Origin of the sequence: Limnothrix sp. FACHB-1083 (assembly GCF_014696485.1) — a bacterium.
GTDB lineage: Bacteria > Cyanobacteriota > Cyanobacteriia > CACIAM-69d > CACIAM-69d > CACIAM-69d.
On record NZ_JACJQD010000008.1, the window covers coordinates 84536 to 102241 of the forward strand.

At 59.9% G+C, this 17706-nt stretch carries 10 protein-coding genes; 3 read left to right on the forward strand and 7 right to left on the reverse strand.

The features are described 5' to 3' along the window. Window positions 1-127 precede the first annotated feature (127 nt). Together H6F46_RS11695 and H6F46_RS11700 are read left to right on the forward strand one after the other, a co-directional pair. The gene (locus tag H6F46_RS11695; protein WP_190354968.1) at window positions 128-3160 is read left to right on the forward strand and encodes an HD family phosphohydrolase; all 3033 of its coding nucleotides are present in this window, start codon (window positions 128-130) and stop codon (window positions 3158-3160) included. A 186-nt stretch (window positions 3161-3346) separates the two neighbouring features. Continuing rightward, window positions 3347-6178, forward strand: a complete 2832-nt coding sequence (locus H6F46_RS11700) for an EAL domain-containing protein (RefSeq protein WP_190354967.1) — start codon at window positions 3347-3349, stop codon at window positions 6176-6178. A gap of 23 nt (window positions 6179-6201) precedes the next feature. Here H6F46_RS11700 and H6F46_RS11705 read toward each other — a convergent pair whose 3' ends face one another. From H6F46_RS11705 to H6F46_RS11735, 7 genes are all read right to left on the reverse strand, one after another. Then, complete coding sequence (locus H6F46_RS11705; protein WP_190354966.1) at window positions 6202-7119, reverse strand: calcium-binding protein; 918 nt, start codon at window positions 7117-7119, stop codon at window positions 6202-6204. Window positions 7120-7150: 31 nt separating this feature from the next. Then, window positions 7151-7756, reverse strand: coding sequence for a hypothetical protein (locus H6F46_RS11710; protein ID WP_190354965.1), 606 nt, complete (start codon window positions 7754-7756; stop codon window positions 7151-7153). Between the two features lie 166 nt (window positions 7757-7922). Next, window positions 7923-8153, reverse strand: a complete 231-nt coding sequence (locus H6F46_RS11715; RefSeq protein ID WP_099534409.1) for a DNA-directed RNA polymerase subunit omega — start codon at window positions 8151-8153, stop codon at window positions 7923-7925. Between the two features lie 266 nt (window positions 8154-8419). Beyond that, window positions 8420-9076 carry a L,D-transpeptidase gene (locus H6F46_RS11720; RefSeq protein WP_190354964.1) on the reverse strand — a complete coding sequence of 219 codons (657 nt, stop codon included), beginning with the start codon at window positions 9074-9076 and terminating at the stop codon, window positions 8420-8422. Between the two features lie 30 nt (window positions 9077-9106). Then, window positions 9107-9835 carry a L,D-transpeptidase gene (locus tag H6F46_RS11725; RefSeq protein ID WP_242026245.1) on the reverse strand — a complete coding sequence of 243 codons (729 nt, stop codon included), beginning with the start codon at window positions 9833-9835 and terminating at the stop codon, window positions 9107-9109. Between the two features lie 221 nt (window positions 9836-10056). Next, a complete protein-coding gene (locus tag H6F46_RS11730) occupies window positions 10057-11202 on the reverse strand; it encodes an AEC family transporter (RefSeq protein WP_190354963.1) in 1146 nt (381 codons plus the stop codon). A 115-nt stretch (window positions 11203-11317) separates the two neighbouring features. After that, on the reverse strand, window positions 11318-13699 hold the full coding sequence (locus tag H6F46_RS11735; RefSeq protein ID WP_206753588.1) for an IMS domain-containing protein: 2382 nt from the start codon (window positions 13697-13699) through the stop codon (window positions 11318-11320). A 471-nt stretch (window positions 13700-14170) separates the two neighbouring features. On the opposite strand from H6F46_RS11735, the gene H6F46_RS11740 reads away from it, so the two are divergent. Further along, on the forward strand, window positions 14171-17320 hold the full coding sequence (locus H6F46_RS11740; RefSeq protein WP_190354961.1) for a hypothetical protein: 3150 nt from the start codon (window positions 14171-14173) through the stop codon (window positions 17318-17320). Window positions 17321-17706: the final 386 nt, after the last annotated feature.

Consider the following 17706-nt stretch of genomic DNA (forward strand, 5'->3'; position numbering starts at 1 on the left):
GAATGGCATTTTTCAGCCCATTCTTTGGGTCAAATCAATTGGGTGGAACTGATTATGGTGACTTGGATTGCAATGGCTACTGGCGCAATCGGCGCAGGGTGTTAGGGGCAAAATGAGAGCCTCCCAGATGTTGACCCCCGCCAATCCGATGGGGCGTGATGGGCAACAGCCTGCCCCATCCCACACCGACTCCGAAGCCAGTGCGCAGGAACCGCCACCTCGCCAGGGTTCCCTAGAAGATGCGGAGGATCCGGTGGAGCCAGTGGGCGGCCGATCGCCCGAGCCATTTCGCGACCCATCCCCCGGCCGATCGCCCTTGGGGCCCAATTCTTGCAGCGTTTCCCCGCCTGGTTCAGTACCGCCATTGCCGCCATTGCCCCCCAGCCCATCGACCCGGCACGGATTTGGGCAGCTTTGGCCCGAGCGACTTGGCTGGCTGAACCGTCGGCTGAGTTCACTGGTTCAACGAGTGACGATCAACGGAGGAGTTGGGGTGATTCGCGGCGCTTGCCATAGTCTCTGTTGCCAAACCATGGGCCAACCCTATGTGCGGCGGGCCCGATCGATCCGTCAGCGGGTGCAAACCATCCTGCTAGGGATTTTGGGGGCGATTATTCTGACGGCCACCATGAGCCAGCCTTGGTTAAATCAACCGCGTTACGGCATTGGTTCGATCGCCCCCCAGGATATCGTTGCCCCCTACGATGCCCAAGTGGTAGATCAAGTCACCACGCGCAGCCGTCGAGAGGCAGCCCGCAACGGCATTGTGCCCGCCCTGAAAATGGACTCCGATGCCACCCAACAGTTGGCGGCCGAGTTGCAACGTCGGCTGGAACGGAGTGATGAACTGCGTCAGGTGGCTGGTCAGTTTCCCTATTGGCCGTCGGCAAACCTGTCCACTGACCTGCAACAAATTGCGCGATCGCTCAATGAAGCGGACTGGCAACAGGTGCTCCAGGCCCTGGGGCAAGCGTCCCCCCACCCCACTCCCCGACCCACGGGGCGATCGGATGGGTTTGACCCCTTCAAGCCCTCCCTGGCCTCCGGCAAAGTTCTGCCTATTTCAGCAGAACACCCCCTGGTGGTTGCCCTCAAAACCTACCGCATTCAGTCCGGTGAAACGGCGCTGCGGCAAGTGATCAGTGCCATTGAAAAGGCCCGCGAGCGCTATGCCATGGCCCAAGCCGTGATGCAAGACTTTGGGCAACAGGACTACACGGTGGATCTGTTCACCTTGACCGATACCCAATGGCAGGCCACCCGCGCTAAAACCTTGGTGGCCCTCGAAAACCTGTTGGTGCAGGGCCTCGCGCCCGGTTTACCGCCGGAACTCGTTGAACGGGCGGTGCAACTCCATGTGGCGTTGGTGGTTCCCCTGGAAGGTCGGGCCCTGGCTCAACAGCTTTTGCTGGGCACGATCGATCGCCCCACCCTCACGGAAGATCCAGATCGCACCCGCCGCTTGGCTGAACAGGCGGCGGAAGATGTGCCCCTTTCGATCGTGTCGCGGCGCATGGGCGAAACCATTGTTCGTCAGGGTGAACGCATTGATGCGGGCCAATTTGCCCTGCTCGATCGCTATGGTCTCAGCTCTCGGAATGTGAACTGGGGAGCAATTCTGCGGCTATTCCTGTTGGTCTCGGGGGCGATCGTGGCCTTTTGGCAAATTGAGCGCCGGGTCTATCACCGACTGCGCCAGCGAGACTGCTTCCTGTTGCTGCTGCTGGCCACCAGCACCCCCCTGTTGATCAGCATGGGGGCCACTTGGCCTTGGGCCAGCCCCACCATGCTGGCCAATTTGTCTGCCATTGGCCTGCTCAGTGGCAGTTTTTACGGCTCCCTGGTGGGCATGTCTTTGGTGGGGCTGTTGGCGCTGCTGTTGCCCCCCGGTTTGGAGGTGAGTTGGGTTGATGCCTTGATCGTGGCGGCGGGAGGCTTGGTGGCTGCGGCCTGGGCCGGTCGGGCCCGATCGCGCGAAGACTTGGCCCTGTTGGGCGGGGGCGTGGCGATCGCCCAAGGAGGGCTATACCTGGTCATGAACCTAATCAACAGTGCCGCGGCCGAATTTGTTTGGCTGACGGTTCTTGGTTCAGCGGCCCTATGCGGGTTTGCGGGGCTGATTTGGGTGATCATCGCCATTGGCCTCAGTCCCTACCTGGAACATCTGTTTGATTTGGTCACTCCGATTCGCCTGGCGGAGTTGGCGAATCCCAATCGCCCCTTGCTGAAGCAACTGGCGGCGGAAGCGCCGGGCACGTTTCAGCACACCCTGTTTGTGGCGAGTTTAGCGGAGGCGGCGGCTCGATCGCTCGGCTGCAATGTGGAACTGGTGCGGGCCGGCACGCTCTATCACGACATCGGCAAGCTCCATAACCCCCGCGCTTTCATCGAAAACCAAATGGGCGGGCCCAATCTGCACGATCAGCTGGCGGATCCTTGGCTGAGTACGGAAATTGTCCGCAAGCATGTGAGCGAAGGCTTGGTGATGGCGCGGCGGGCCCGGTTGCCCAAGGCCATCCAAGCTTTTATTCCGGAACACCAAGGCACGATGCTGATTGCCTATTTCTATTACCAAGCCAAGCAACAACAGGAACAGCGAGAGCAGCGGGCCAAGACAGCCAATTTCGGGTTAGAGCAAACTTCTGTGGAGCGATCGAGCCGATTCGATCGCGTAGATCGCTTAGACCAAGCCGATCGAGCAGGTCAAGCAAATCCAGCCCACCAACCCGATCGCGCCACAACCACCCTCGAAACAATCCAACAGGACAAGGCCCCCCAAGGGCGATCGCCCTACCAAGCTTGCAATTTAGATCAACGTCCGGTGCTGGAAAGCCATTTTCGGTATCCGGGCCCCATTCCCCAATCGCGGGAAACAGGAATTGTCATGCTGGCGGACTCCTGCGAAGCGGCCCTGCGATCGCTGGAAAATGCCACCTATGAGGAAGCCTTGGCACTGGTGAATCGAATGTTGCGGGCCCGCTGGCAAGACAATCAGCTCGTTTGCTCGGGCCTGAGTCGGGAAGACCTGCGGGTAATTGCGGAAGTATTCGTTACGGTTTGGCAGCAGTTTAACCACAAACGAATTGCCTATCCCAAGGCCGCTTTAAACGTGCCCGATCGGCCAGCGGCAGAACCGGCGGCCAACTCCTGCGCCAAATAGTGCAACTTCAAAATGCAGCAATGCAGAAATGCAGAATTGATTCAACCACCGAACGATCGGGATTGGCTCGCCTTTTTGCAAAAATGTCAGTAACCCACAGCAAATTAATCACTGTTGATTAACCCCAAGGCGATCTCAACATTCGGACTTCGAGAGCGATCGGTTCCTCTGCGGTGGCTGCTGGTGATGCCAGTGGCGATTCAGTTGGTGGGGGCCATTGGGCTAACCAGTTGGCTCGCCTGGCGACATGCCAACTATCTGCTAACCACCAACAGCACCCGCCTGCGCCAAGAAACCAGCCTGCGAATTGGGCAATTCTTGCAGGGAAGTTTGCAAGCCCCGATCCAGGTGGTGCAACTGATGGCCCAGGATTCGGAAACGGGGCGGGTGGATTTTTTGGATCCGAGCGATCGGGAACAGCGCCTGATTGAATATTTCCAAATCTTCAAGGGCACGGTGGACAACGTGGCCTATGGCGGCCAGGATGGGGAATTTGCCGCTGTGCAGTTCACCGACGATCGCAGCGCTCGCCAATTGCAGGTGGCCGGGCGAGCCACGGACGGCAAAATGCTGGGGTTTGATTTGGATCAAAACCGCACACTGACCTCCGTGGCCCAAGTGTTTGATCCGCGCCGCCGGAGTTGGTACAGCGACACCTTCAAAGCCGAGCGTTTGGTTTGGAATTCGGTCTTTCAGCTCCACAGCAACCCGCAAATTTTGGCGCTGCCGGTGAGCCAGCCCGTGCGCGATCGCACTGGGCGCGTCATTGGGGTGGTCACGTCGCGGCTGTATCTGTCAGCGGTGAGCCGGTTTCTGAAAACCCTGCCGATCGGGCGATCGGGCTTGGCTTTTGTGATGGAAACCGATGGGCAGCTCATCGCCACCTCCACCGACACGCCCTTGGTTTGGCCCAATCAGCCCCAACCCAGCCGCATCAAGGCTGATCAATCCCTGCATCCGGTGATTCGGGCCACGGCCCAACATCTAGCAGCTGATCGCATCATCACCGCCCCAACGAATCCCGCAGCCCCGCAAGCCGGAGTTCAGCCCCCTGCCGCTGCCCATCCCCAATCCTTTACCCTGACCGTGAACCATCGCGCCTATTTGGGCCAGGCCACTCGGTTCCAAAACGCGATCGGTCTGCAATGGTGGGTGGTGATTGTGGTGCCTGAAAGCGATTTTTACGCCCCGATCGCCGCTCAGTTGCAAACAACGGTGGTGGCTTGTTTGGTGATGTTGCTGGTGGTGGCGGCGGTGGGGGGATGGCTGACCCAATGGCTGACTCGGCCGCTGCAACACCTGGTCTTGGCGGCGGAGGGTTTGGCCAAAGGGAACTGGCTCGATCGCGCACCCCGATCGCCCATTGCTGAAATCGATCGCCTGGCCAACACCTTCAACGCCATGACGGAGCAGCTCGCCCAATCTTTTCAAACCCTGGCCCACCAAGCCGCCCACGATCCGCTTACGGATTTGCCCAATCGCCACACCCTGCTGCAAGCCATTGACCATCGCCTAGAGCAAATGGAGCAGCAAATAGAACAGCAAATGGCGCAAAATATGGCCCAAAGCATGATCCACCCCATGGGCCCACCGGGGGAACCGCCCTTGGCAACCGGCCTCAACCCTCAGCCCTGGCCAGGGTTAATTGATGCCGGGCCCGGTCACTATAGCGCCATCCTGCATTTGGACTTGGATGATTTCAAGCTGGTGAACGATTCTTTGGGCCATTGGGTGGGCGATCAGTTGCTAACCCTATTGGCCCAGCGGCTGCAAGCCCATTTGCAACCCAATGAGGTGCTGGCTCGGTTTGGGGGCGATGAATTTACGCTGTTTTTGGAAGGATTGGCCAGCTATGACCAAGGGATCGATCGCGCCATTCAACTGCAAACCCTCATTGCCCAACCCTTTGACCTGGGGAGTTTGGAAATTTTTGCGCGCGTCAGCATCGGCATCACCTGGGTGAATCCTCAGTTGGATGCGGAAACCCTGCTGCGTCAGGCAGAAATTGCCCTTTATGCGGCTAAACAGCGGGGCAAAGGCACTTGCGTAGTCTTCCGGCGGGAAATGCATGCCCAGGTGCTCAGTCGGTTCCAGATGGCTTCGGATTTGCAATGGGCGCTGCCTCGACGAGAACTGGTGCTGCACTACCAACCGGTGGTGGCGTTGGAGACCCAAGCGATCCAGGGATTTGAGGCCCTGATGCGCTGGCACCATCCCCAACGTGGGTCGATCGCCCCCACGGAGTTCATCCCGATCGCGGAAGAAACCGGCATCATTGTGGAGTTGGGGCTGTGGGCCCTGCGGGAAGCCTGCCAGCAACTACAGCATTGGCGATCGGCCTATCCCTGGTGTCAAGAGTTGCCCATTTCCGTCAACTGCTCCATTCGTCAACTGACGGGGGCGGACTTTGTGGGGCAAGTGGAGGCCATTTTGCAAGAAACGGGGCTGCCCCCCAATCTCCTGGCTTTGGAAATTACGGAAAGCCTGTTGATGCACCTCTCCCCGGAGTTGCGGGCCACGCTCGATCGCCTGGCGATCCTGGGGGTGCGCTGGGTGATTGATGACTTTGGCACGGGCTACTCGTCCCTCAGCTATTTGCACCAATTGCCACTGTCGGGGCTGAAAATTGATCAGTCATTTATCCATAACCTCGATCGCCAAGAACGACCTCGGGCGATCGTGGCTGCCATTTTGAACCTGGCCGAGCAGTTAGACCTAACCGTCACCGCCGAAGGAGCCGAAACCATCTCCAGCATCAGCACCTTGCAGGGGTTGGGCTGTCGGCAAGTGCAAGGGTTCTTTTTCTGTCCAGCCAGCACCCCCCACACCTTGGAAGCTTGGATGACGAATTGGCAAAGGCGCGTGCGACCGCCCCGGCCGCGGTTAACCATTGTTCGATCGCCCCAGGAGCGATCGGCTCCGGCCACCAACCGCGCCCTGATCGACACCATCGATCGCACCCTAAACTACGCCGCCGAACGCCTTGATCCCCAGGAATTGGATCCCCAAAACCCCTGAGCAGGGGCCGGAGCGATTCATGCTTAGGTGGGCACCCCTCCGGCATTCAGACCCACAATTCTGATCTGATCGGGACTGGCACCGCGCACTAGCCCCAGAGCCAGGCCAGTGCTGCTATCCGTAATCAGCGTGGCCGCGATCGCCTCCACCCGAAAATCCGCCGTCCGAATCATCGATCCTGGCGGAAACGGCCCCTCAGGTGCATGGTCGCGCGAATCGCCAATCACCAAGTAGCGCTGGCTGAGGCGCACATTGGCCGGCAACACACCATCCGCCAACTGGATGCGATCGCCCTCGGCCGCGTTGTAGTCCAGGATGATATCCACCACCAGCTCATCCACGTTGAAAATTGGGTCGGTGGTACGGGGTTGCTCACTCCCGATCGCGCTGTTAGCTGGGGCATCGCCCGGCCGGAGGATGAAGGTATCCGCGCCGCGACCTCCCCAGAGCCGATCGCGCCCCAAGTCCCCTGCGAGGGTATCGTTGCCGGCCTCACCGGTCAGGATATCGGCCCCCTGACCACCCAGCAGCAGATCATCCCCTTCACCGCCATAGAGATAGTCGGCCTGTAAATTGCCAAATAGGGTGTCGTTGCCGGCCCCGCCGCTGAGGTAATCCATCCCTCGCCCACCGATCAGGCGATCGGCCCCGCCGTTGCCTTCCAGATAGTCGCCGCCCCCGTTGCCATAGATGATGTCTGCGGCCTCGCTGCCCTGCACCAAATCATCGCCATTCAGGGCCCGCACACCCCCTGGATAGGCCGTCAGCAGGGACGGAATCCGCACCCGATCGCCCTGTTGCCCATTGGCACTCAGATCAAAAAAACGCGGTCGGGTTCCATCATCGGGCGACAGCGGATCGCGAATCAAGCGAGTATCCGGTAATCCATCGGCAGCAAACAGGCTAAAGAAACTGCCGAATTCGTAATCATTGTCGGCCATGGTCAATGGGGACCAATTCAATGGGGACCAATTAAAGGCGCAACAAATCCGCACCGCTACCGGGTCGAGGTTGCACCGGAGTGGGACGCGGGGTATTGGTGGGGCCGGGGGTAGCGGTGGGCAGCTCACCCCGATTGCCGTTGGGGTCAAACAAAATCACCAGGGTGTTCACCAACCGATCGCGCTGGGCCCGGTTCAAGCGTCGAACGGCCGCCTGGTCCCCATCCAAGGGATTTTCCGTGAGGCGTTCATTGCCGGGATAGCTGGTTTCGGGAATGTATTGATGCAGGCCCAAATAGTCCGCGAGGGTCAGTTTCCAATCCAATCGCGAAAAGGGCGATCGCCCCACTTGGTAAACGTGGTAGCGAATCATGCGGGCTAATAAACTGCTGCCGCGATCGACCTCTCGGGACTCGCGGTTGATGTAGTGATCTTCCCGGGGAATATCCGGCAGCACTTGATAAACCTGCCGCCAAACATCATTGGTGGAAGGAGGCAGTTGGGCGATCGCGGGGCCCCGAAGCATCAGGGCGATCGCCAAACCCAAGGCCACCCAAGCGCCCCACAGGCCGGGCCAACGCCCCGATCGCCGCCCGTTTCCGCTCAACAGAGTCATAAACTGCCGTGCTCGCTTCATGGATTCTGAATCTTGGTTGATCCGGGCGGTCGAGATGACCGCGCTCCGGACGGGCGGGCCGAACCCCCAATTAACGCTCAAAAATAACGTTCCGAACAGAACCAACGTTCAGAAGCGCCATTAGGAGACTGACGAAACTGAGAAACAAACTAAGAAACAAAACAAACTAAGAGACAATGATGTCCGGCTGGGTCAGCTCATCGGACATTTCAATGATGGCGCGAATCACCGGCTTCATGGCAGATTCTTCGCCCGTGTCAAATTCTTCGTAGCGGCGACGCTTCGCCCGGTTGGCCACCTGCACCGTGATTTTGTAGCGATTGGACGATTCGGAAATCAGCGAGGCAGCACGATACATCAAATCCGACGTGTCAAAGGGCTTGTCGAGTTTAGACATGGTTGGCTAGTGAATGGGGCAAATTCAACGAGACGAGGTTGCTGTGGGTTGCGGAAGAAGCAGGGCCGTTGGCAACGGGCCCAACAGGAGCCGCTCAACCGTGGTTGCAGGCAAGCGCCGCAAAATCACGGAGCGGCCGATCGCCTGTACCCAGCCTGTTTAGATTACCAGTTCCCGGGAGGGCGATCGGGGATGGGCCCAGGTGGGCCGGCTCACTGGCCCACCTCCGATTCAGTCCCGTGCCAGTCCGGCTTTAGTCCGTTGCGTCATGGCTCCACCCGCACCGGCATCCCCTCCGTGACCCGATCGAATAAATCCACAATGTCTTCGTTGCGCATCCGCACACAACCGTGGGAAACCGCTTGACCGATCAGCTCCGGATTAGGTGTGCCATGGAAGCCGATCGAGTTGTCACCATTGGTCCAAAACCCAATCCAACGAACCCCCAAGGGATTATCTTTTCCCGCCGGGACGATCGTGCCGTTGAAGGGATGCTGCCAAACGGGATCCACTGTTTTTTGAATGACCTGAAAATGGCCCGTGGGCGTTTCCCAACCATCCCGCCCGATCGCCACGGGATAGCTGCGCACCATCACCGTACCGCGATAGAGATAAACCCGCCGCTCCCCAAGCCGTAACACCAGGGCACTGGAAACGACTGGGACATGGGCTTGATATTGGCCCAAACCGGGCAACGGCGGTTGGGCCGTTTGTACGATCGGGGGCCACAGGCCTGGCCGCTCCAGGGGCGACTCATTGGCGGCTGGGTTAACGGCCTGGACGGGGCGGGGTTGCGGATTGGGGGACGGTTGGGGCCCCTCTGCCCAGGCCGGGCCCCCGGACAGTAAGCCCAGACCCAGGATCGCCAGAAGGGTCAAGGGGCGAGAAGAGTCCCCAAAATGCGGCGGTTGCTGGAACTGCATAGGTTGGGTGTGGATTCAAGGCAGAGAGGCCTAGGGTTCAACCACAACGGTGGTTCCCATTTGCACTTTTTCAAATAGTTCTACAACATGCTCGTTGCGCATCCGCACACAGCCATTGGAGGCGGCCCGCCCGATCGAGTTAACCGTGGGCGTGCCATGAAACCCAATGATGCCGTTGGAGCGCTCCATAAACCCAATCCAGCGTAACCCCAGGGCGCTGTTGGGGCCGGGGTTGGTGACCTGGCCTGTCCAGGGATTGCGCCAAATGGGATTTTTCACCATTTGGAACACGCGATAAGTGCCGGTGGGGGTGGGGGTGGAAGGTTTCCCGATCGCCACCGGGTAGCTGACTTCTACCCGATCGCCCCGATAGACATAAACCCGCCGTTCCCGCAGTCGCAACACCAGTTTCACGGGCAGTTCCGCTGGCGCTGCTGTGGGGCTGGGGGACAAATTGGGGGCTTGGGCTGGGGGTTGAGCCGGAGTTGAGCCGGGAGTTGCGTTCGGGTTGGCTGAGTCGGTGGGGATGTTGGCGGGAACCACCGTTGGAGCGGGTGAGGCGGCTTCCGGGGCCCGCCCGATCGAGTCGTTCAACCCATGGCCCTCAGCAGCGATGGTTGACGGAACAGGATTGGCCAAAACCGGCAGCGGCCCAGCGCTTGCCCAGGAGGCGGCCATCGCCAGGCCCAAGGCCAATCCTCGACGGGTGCGTCGTTGCACCAATTGCCAAGCCCAAGGCAGAGTAGATCGAGTGTGCATAATGCGTTCCTAACACCAAATTTGACCCAATCCGGAAGGGGGTAGGCAGGCTTGCGGTGGATGAACCGAGGCTTGCAAAATCGCTCGCCATTTTAGCGCGGCCTTGGGAGCGGCCTGATCCCGATCGAATCTTGTTGCACCTGCGCTCTCCAATCCTGAAGTGATCGGAAGCGATTTATATCAATGCTGAATTTCAATGCTGAATTTTTCCCCTATGGTCATTAACCGAACAATTTGAGCCACATCGGGATGGCCAGCAAAACCAGCACGGTGGTGAGGGCGATGCTGGTGGCAATCATGGAGCGATCGAGGTCGTATTCTTCCGCCAAAATCAGGCAAGCAAAGGCCGTGGGCATTCCGGACATCAACACCAGCCCCAGGCGTAATTGCGGATCAATCCCAACCACGATCGCCCCCAGTCCCAACAGGGCCGGCACGGCAATGGTTTTGAGCAGGGCCGGCACGGCCGCCACCCGCAAACAGTCCCACCCTTTCAGTTGACTGAGCCGAATGCCCATCAACACAAACGCCGTGGGAATCACCAGCCCCACGGAGCCATGGGACAGGGTTTCGATCCAGGAGGGCAGGGCGATCGGTTGGCTGGCCACCCCAAACCCAAATCCCCAAAGAGAGGGCACGGCGGCCATGGTTTTGACTTGACCCCACAGGCTGCGATCGGCCCCTGTGGAACCAAAGGTGCTGGCCACCCACACCCCGAGTCCATAGGTTCCCATCACGTTTTGGGACACTGCGTAAAACGCTGGAAATCCCGCTGAGCTGGCATCCAAAAACAAAGGGGCGATCGCCAAGCCCACAAAACCCGTGTTCCCCAGCATGGCGGAGAGGATATAGCTCCCTCGGGCGGCGGGTTCTGTCCACCAAGGGACTGTTTCCGGAGCCTTGGCCGGATCGATCGCATCGATCGCGAGGTCTGCCCCACAATCTATTCCACAATCTGCCCCGAAATTTGTCTCCAAATTCGTCACCATCGGGGCCAGGGCGGGCGAGGTGCTGAGGGCGATCGCCGTTGCGAATTTCCCAGAGCCATGCCGCCCCCAAAGGCCCCCCGTCGGGCGATCGGGCGGCATGTCAACACGCAGATCGCGACTCATCAGGTAATGCAGCGAAGCCAAGCTCAGCAAGGCTCCCAACACCACCGCGAGAGCCGCGCCGGCCGGAGCCAGACCCATTTGGCCTGAAAAGTTGGTGTGGCGGGCGAGGGAAAAGACTTCGAGGGGCACACCAACCCAATAGAGCGATCGCCCGACCAGTCGTGGCCAAGAACGGGGTAACCAGGGCCCCAACAAAAGTCCCAACCCTGTCCAAATCAACAGTGGTGTGTAGGCATGTAGAAGTACTTCGGCCATACGGGACTACGCGATCGCCGTAGGCCAGCCCGGTGCAGGGACGGTGATTTGGGTTTAGGGCCCAAGGCCGATCGACCCGCTCAGCAAGCTGGCGTTTAACCATGGGTTAACCCAATCATCGGATCACTTTAACATCACGTAGATACCAGCGCCCGTCCTTGCGTTGAGCTTCGTAGCGCACTCGCAGCACTTCGTTGTAGGAACCGGCGCGATCGGGCTTGCCATTTTTGAACAGTTTGGCCACTTCCCGCACCTCAGCGGTAATTTGACCGCGATCAGGCTGGTCTGGCGTGGCTTTCACATCCTCCAGCTTCACCTGATGTTCGTATTCCCAGTGCAGTTTTTGGTTGAGGGCATCGCGCGATCGGGCCCGCCAGGTGCGCAACATCGGATCTGCCAAAATTTCCGTGAGGCGTTCTCCCTGGTGCTCGCGGCCCATGGCGGCAGCTTTGGCGCTCAGCCAGGTTTGCACCAGTTGTTGGGCGGTTTCCGGGTTGAGGCCAGGGGCCGTGAGGGCAGTTTCCGGGTTGGGGACTGCGGGCGGCGGCGGAATTTCAATCACGGGCCGATCGAGCTGGACGATCGGTTGTTCTCCCTCCAGGTTGGGCCCCCCTTGGAAGGTTTCGCCCAAAGCTTGGAACACGCGCCAAATGAGGAACGAACCAAGACCAATCACCATAATCCCGACCCCGATCGCGATCGGGAGTCGATCGCCGCCTCCACCCCGAGTCCGGGCGGGGCGATCGGAACGCTGACGGCTGCGACTGGGGCGATCGGCCCCACCAGGGGGTAGCGGAGGCGCGGCTCCCACGGTCGATCGCCCGCTGCTGCCCATGTTGCTGGTTCCTGTGTTGGCTCCCGTAGCCCGGCTGAGGGGAATCACGTTGTTGGGCGGCGGCGCGGAACCCGGAGCCGCAAAGTCCGAAAAGGCCCGGGCAACCGCGCCGGAGTCCTGGGCCGTTGGATCATGTTGGGTGGCTTGGGTTCCCAACTGTTCCGGCAAAGGCAGCGGTCGAATGGTGCTGGCAGTGGGTTCGATCGGGTTGGCGGCCGATGGCACAGGGGTAGGCCGTTGCCAGGGAAACTGGGGCATGTCGATCGACCGGCGATCGCCCAATTCGGCCAGGGCCGCCAAGGTGCGGTTCGATCCCCGGTTTGCTGTCATCGGTGTGGCCGCTTTCACGGAAGCGCGATCGGGAACCACTGTCCATTCATTCTCCGGTGGTTCCCCTTCCGGCAAGGCTTCCAGATAGCTTTGCACCGAAGCATCCGCGAAATATTCCTTGAGGGAAACACCCCCTTGCACCAAATCCCGGAAATGGGGAAACACCTCATGGCGTAACCAATGTTCCGTGTAGGCACAGAGGCCCGGCAACAAATCCGGCGCACCGGCCGACTGCTGACGAATCAGGGCGATCGCTTCCTGTTCTTGGCTTTGGCTCAGGTAGCGCGTGGCTTCTTCGGGCCGTCCCAACAGCAATGCACAAACCGCCTGCTCCAAGAACACGTCCTGACGATTGCCCAACCGGCGCAACAGCAAGCTCGCTTGCCGCACAAAGGCCGGCTGTCGTTGCCCAAATCCCCGGGCGATCGCCGCATAGGCCGTCAGGAAGGTGGCCACCGCTGAGGGGCGCTTGGCCTCCGCTTCAAACAGGGCGAGCTGTTCTTCCGTGGTCAAATACACCCGCAGTTGTTGCACAAAACGCAGAAAGTCCTCAACGCCCAAGCCCGATCGGTCATCCCCTTGACCATCAATGCCTTCGCGTTCTTTCAACATACTGCGCAACAACTGCAAGCCCTGGCGATGTTGCACGCTGTTCTCGTCCGGATGGGCCAACAGCTCCAAAATGCGATAGGGCCGCAATTTGTACAAATCCGCCTGAATTTCGCCCCGCAAGCTGGCAAACAGCCCATGGTGCAACAGCAACTCTTGGGCAATCTTGAGGGAGGTGGCGGCCGGTTCCGCCTGGCCTTGGTGCCACTGTTCGCGGCCCAGTTCTAGGTAGGCCAGCACCACGGTCAGCAGAATGTCTGCTAAGGCCAATTGCGGTTCGCCAAATCGGCCCGCCTCGATCGTGCCCGGATTGCTCAGGTGGGGATAGCCCAGCTCCAGCACCAGTTCATATTCCCCCAGCTCCTGAAGCAGCAACAGTGCCCCCACAAACTGGCGCTCATCAAGATCCAGCATGGGGGTTTCGGCGCGATCGGCCGGCGGCTTCGCCCGGCGACGGCCTTGAGCATCCAGCAGCGGCGGAGCCGAACCACCCCCACCGGCCAAAAAGGTTTCATCATAAGCCTGCCGACTGGCGGCCTGACTCAGTTGCCGATAGGCCTCATCGATCAACTGCTGCCGCAGGGTAATGGCGGCCTGGGAATATTCCGGGCGCGGCAGTTGGTCACTCCGCTGGCGATAGGCCTGTTGCAGTTGCGGGGTGGTGGCCTGGATCGGCAAGCCCAAGATTCGGTAATAGTCTAGGGGGATCAGCACAACTGCCACCCTCGCGGTCTAACAACAACAATCAATCGATACCACATTATTTTGCGAACTGACGGCTTTTTGGGGTCTGGACGGAACGGACAAAGGGAGGTTGAACGGTTCTGGTTTGATGGTTTCAGCACAATCGCCTTCAACGCCGGCCCAATCTCGATCGAGCCTCGCAAGATGATCACGATCATTCCCGAGGATTCAGAACAGCTAGGCGTTATTTGGGCTATCCAAGTGGCTGGTCAATCGGCGATCGATCAGACGATTCAGGCGAGCCATCGGTCATCAATCAGGCGATCGACCTTGGACAACAAAACCCTGCATTTCGCTTTTCAATAGTCTAGACAGCGTAAGTCTAGACAGCGTAGCCGTTGATGCCCGTTTCGGGGATATTCTGTTAATTCAAGGCTTCCGGATTCGCTATGGGCAAACGGCACTCGTATGCTAGCCTTTGCGACAAGTATGGGAGATGTAATGGGACCCGTGGACTCGCCACCGTTAAATCTTGCACCGGAGGCCCTCGATAGTTGGGTGATGCGGGTTTTGAACTGGCCAGGCCTGCAAGTGCAAGTGCGCCTAGCGGGAACCCATTTGCACGTGCTTTGCGAAGGGTTGACCTGTCCCGATGCGGCAGTTTTGGAAGCCCGGTTTCGCCAAGGCTTGACCCGATCGCCCCTGCATCAGTTGTCTTGGGAAACCTTGCCCCGGCTGGTGTTGCTCTATGGTCGGCAATTGGGTCAAACCAAGCCGGCCTGGACGCGCTACGTGGTGCTGGAGCCTTCCATGATGGCCACCGCTCCCACCGCAGCCCCAATGCCGACGGTTGCCGATGTGATGCAGGCGGCGGATGCTTCGGAGGAATTTGCGGCCCTGCCGCTGCCAGCGACCTCAACACCCGACGCGCCGCCCATCCAGGCCGCTTGGGCCGGTTTGGCCCAGCGGGCCGCCCAGCAGGTGGGTGAAACCCTGAAGCGATCGGGCATTCAAGCCAAGGTGACGGTCAAAATCACCCCCAGCCCCCGGGTGATTCAGGGAGAGCCGAACGGGGCTACGGGCCATCGCCTTTGGGCCATTTGCCAAGTGGCGGAACCAGTGGATTGGGTTGCCCAGGGGCCGGCCATGGCCCTGGCCTTGCGGGAACTGAACCTAGACGGCTTCCGGGATGGCTATGTGTTGGGCCAGGCCGTTGCGGAACCGGAACCGAATTGGATTTTGCGGGTGAACCTGACGGCTCCTCGCCAAATGTTGTTTGATTGGGCCCGTTGGGGGGATGTGCAGGCCCTCTCGCACTTGCTCGATCGCACCTTGGGCAGTCGTTTGGCCCAATCTGTTTCGGCGGTGTTGGAAGAGTCCACGCTGCATGTGTTCGCGAAACTTCAGGAATCGGCCCTGGCCACGCCCCTGGAGGTGATTAGCACCGTTTCCACCCTGGTGCGGGCGATCGCCCCGCAGGGCATCCATTCCTTGGTGCTCTATGGCTGTCCCGATCGCCCGGAGGCCACGCCCCAGTGGGTGGAATGGATGGATTTGCCAGCGGCCAGCCGATCAGACTTGGCCGAGTCCACCCTCACCCTGGCCCAAAGTGATGATCATGCGGCTCAGGTGTTCTTGCTGGAGCGGCTGATTAATCCGCATTTGGATCAATGGATGGCTTCCGGCGGGCTGCGGGTGCAGCTCTGTCGGCGGGGCGATTTGCTGCATGTGATGTTGGATGGGCCCCGTTGCCCCGAGCAGGCCGCCGTAACGACCGCCGTGGCCAAGCTGATCCATGATCTGCAAGTGCCGGGCCTATCTGGGGTGCGGATCTATGGCCGGGCCGCCGGCAGCAAACAGCCCCAATGGCAATTTGCCGAAGATTTCACCGCCCGCTCTGGCCGTCTCAGTTCCCATGATGCGGTTCCGGATTTTGTGGGCGCGGAGGCAGCCGTGGCCCGGGCGGCCGAAGCCTCCGCCACCGAATCCCATTCCCCCCAAGGCTCCGATCGGGCCCGTTCCCTAGCGGATTCCCCGGCGCATTCCCCAGCGTTCGATCCAGAGCTGGATCAGCCCATTGAGCGGGGATCGTTGCAACCCCTGTCGTTGCCCGGTGCGGGGCGATCGGGCTGGTCTTGGTCTCAGTTTCGGGAACGGGCTTGGTTGGAAGCGCGATCGACCCTCACGGCCACGGGCGTTTGGACCACGGATGCGGAACCGGCCGAGTCAGCCACCGCCCATCCCAACACCCGCACTCGGGTTTGGTATTCCGATCGCCCGGAACCGGCCCCATGGCTCCCTCTCCTCAGCGCCGGGGCGATCGGGTGCAGCCTCGTTGTGGGATTGGATTGGATCGCAGCCCGGCCCGAATGGGCCCTGTCTTCGGCCGCCCAAGCCCGCCGTTCCGCCTCGGCCCTGCTGAATCTTTCCAGCGGCCCGGCCGAAGCGGCGGAGGTGCTCCCGGAACCGCCCCAGTTTCCCAGTTTCAATAGCCCCCAGTTTGATCGGCAACTTCTGCTCTATCAGCAGTTTGTGCTGCGGGAAGGTGTGCCCGATGTCTTGGTGGTGGGCAGTTCCCGGGCCCTGCGCGGCATCGATCCCGCCCGCCTGCGCGATCAGTTGGCTCGTCATGGCCATCCCAAGCTCAAAATCTTTAACTTTGGGATCAATGGGGCCACGGCCAAGGTGGTGCAGGCGATCGTGCAGGGAATTTTGCCGCCGGAGCAATTGCCCAAGCTCATTCTCTGGGCCGATGGCACTCGCGCCTTTAACAGTGGGCGGGCCGATGCCACCTACCAAGCCATGGCCGCCTCACCCGCTTACCGGGCCCTTCAGCAGGGAAAATTTCCGCGCCCTGTCAGCCCGCTGGTCAGTGCTCCGAGCGGGGCCACAGCGCCACCACCGGAACCGCCCGATCGCCCCGGTAGCCTCACCAGCACCCGCGAAGCTCCGGCCCTGCTGCGTCAATCTTGGTTAGGCTCCACCGTCGAAACCATCCCCACCCCCGAAGATGTGGAAGCTTGGTTGCAGGAGCGCACCACGGGACTATCCCAGGTGCATAGCCGTCGTGATAGTCTCAAGGCCACCCTGCGCGATCGGTGGCAAGGGTGGGATCTATTTGCGTTATTGGGTGCTCGCGAGACCCTCCGTCGGGGTCTCAGTCCTGCCCTGCCCGATTTGGTGCAGGGGGCCCGGGCCCACTTGGGGAAAGTGGCAGCCACGGCCGGTGCAGGGCGTGATGGGGTAGTGGATTTACACGGCTTCTTACCCCTGTCTGTCAAGTTTGATCCTGCTACGTACTATCAAACCTACCCACGGGTTCCGGGGGATTTTGATAGCGATTACCGTAGTTTTTCCTTGGGGGGCGAGCAGTTTGATGCGCTAGCGGGAATTCTGCAATATGCCCAACAGCGAGGAGTAAAGGTAGCTTTTGTGAATGTGCCCTTGACGGATGATTATTTAGATCCACCCCGATCGGCCTATGAGCAAAAGTTTCACCAATTCATGAACTCACAGCCGTTGTTGTACCTCAATCTTTCGCGGCTTTGGGTGAATAAGTATGATCGATTTTCGGATCCAAGCCACCTCAATCGCTACGGGGCCCAGGCCCTAACAGATGCGATCGCCCAGCAGAAAACCATCCCTTGGCCAAGCCCCTAGAGGGTGAAACCTCAGGGACTAGAGAGAACTCTCCGGGGTACGATCGCAAATGTTTGTATAACCAATCAATCTCTCCCATGGGAAAAGACCGGTTGGGTGGATGCCCCCAAGCACGATCAAAGCTCCGTTACGGTTGCGCTAGGGTTGGATCCCTTGCGCTTGATTGGCTGAATTCACCGAATTAGCTAAATTAACTAAATTGCTTTGACTGAATTGCTTTGACTGACGGAAAACCGGCGGTGGGGCAATTTCAACCCATCGGTGGCGAATTATTCCTCCTCGGTCTAACAATAAAGTGGGTTGCAAAGGGGCGTTGGGTGGGGAGCTGGCCCTTTGCGGTTAGGCTGAATTCTTGATTTGATTGGTTCCGTTTTGTGTTTGCGCCT

Excerpts from the sequence above, each read along its gene's own strand:
- H6F46_RS11695 (WP_190354968.1), top strand. The coding sequence starts at position 128 with ATGTTGACCCCCGCCAATCCGATGGGGCGTGATGGGCAACAGCCTGCC.
- H6F46_RS11700 (WP_190354967.1), top strand. The coding sequence starts at position 3,347 with ATGCCAGTGGCGATTCAGTTGGTGGGGGCCATTGGGCTAACCAGTTGG.
- H6F46_RS11705 (WP_190354966.1), bottom strand. The coding sequence starts at position 7,119 with ATGGCCGACAATGATTACGAATTCGGCAGTTTCTTTAGCCTGTTTGCT.
- H6F46_RS11710 (WP_190354965.1), bottom strand. The coding sequence starts at position 7,756 with ATGAAGCGAGCACGGCAGTTTATGACTCTGTTGAGCGGAAACGGGCGG.
- H6F46_RS11715 (WP_099534409.1), bottom strand. The coding sequence starts at position 8,153 with ATGTCTAAACTCGACAAGCCCTTTGACACGTCGGATTTGATGTATCGT.
- H6F46_RS11720 (WP_190354964.1), bottom strand. The coding sequence starts at position 9,076 with ATGCAGTTCCAGCAACCGCCGCATTTTGGGGACTCTTCTCGCCCCTTG.
- H6F46_RS11725 (WP_242026245.1), bottom strand. The coding sequence starts at position 9,835 with ATGCACACTCGATCTACTCTGCCTTGGGCTTGGCAATTGGTGCAACGA.
- H6F46_RS11730 (WP_190354963.1), bottom strand. The coding sequence starts at position 11,202 with ATGGCCGAAGTACTTCTACATGCCTACACACCACTGTTGATTTGGACA.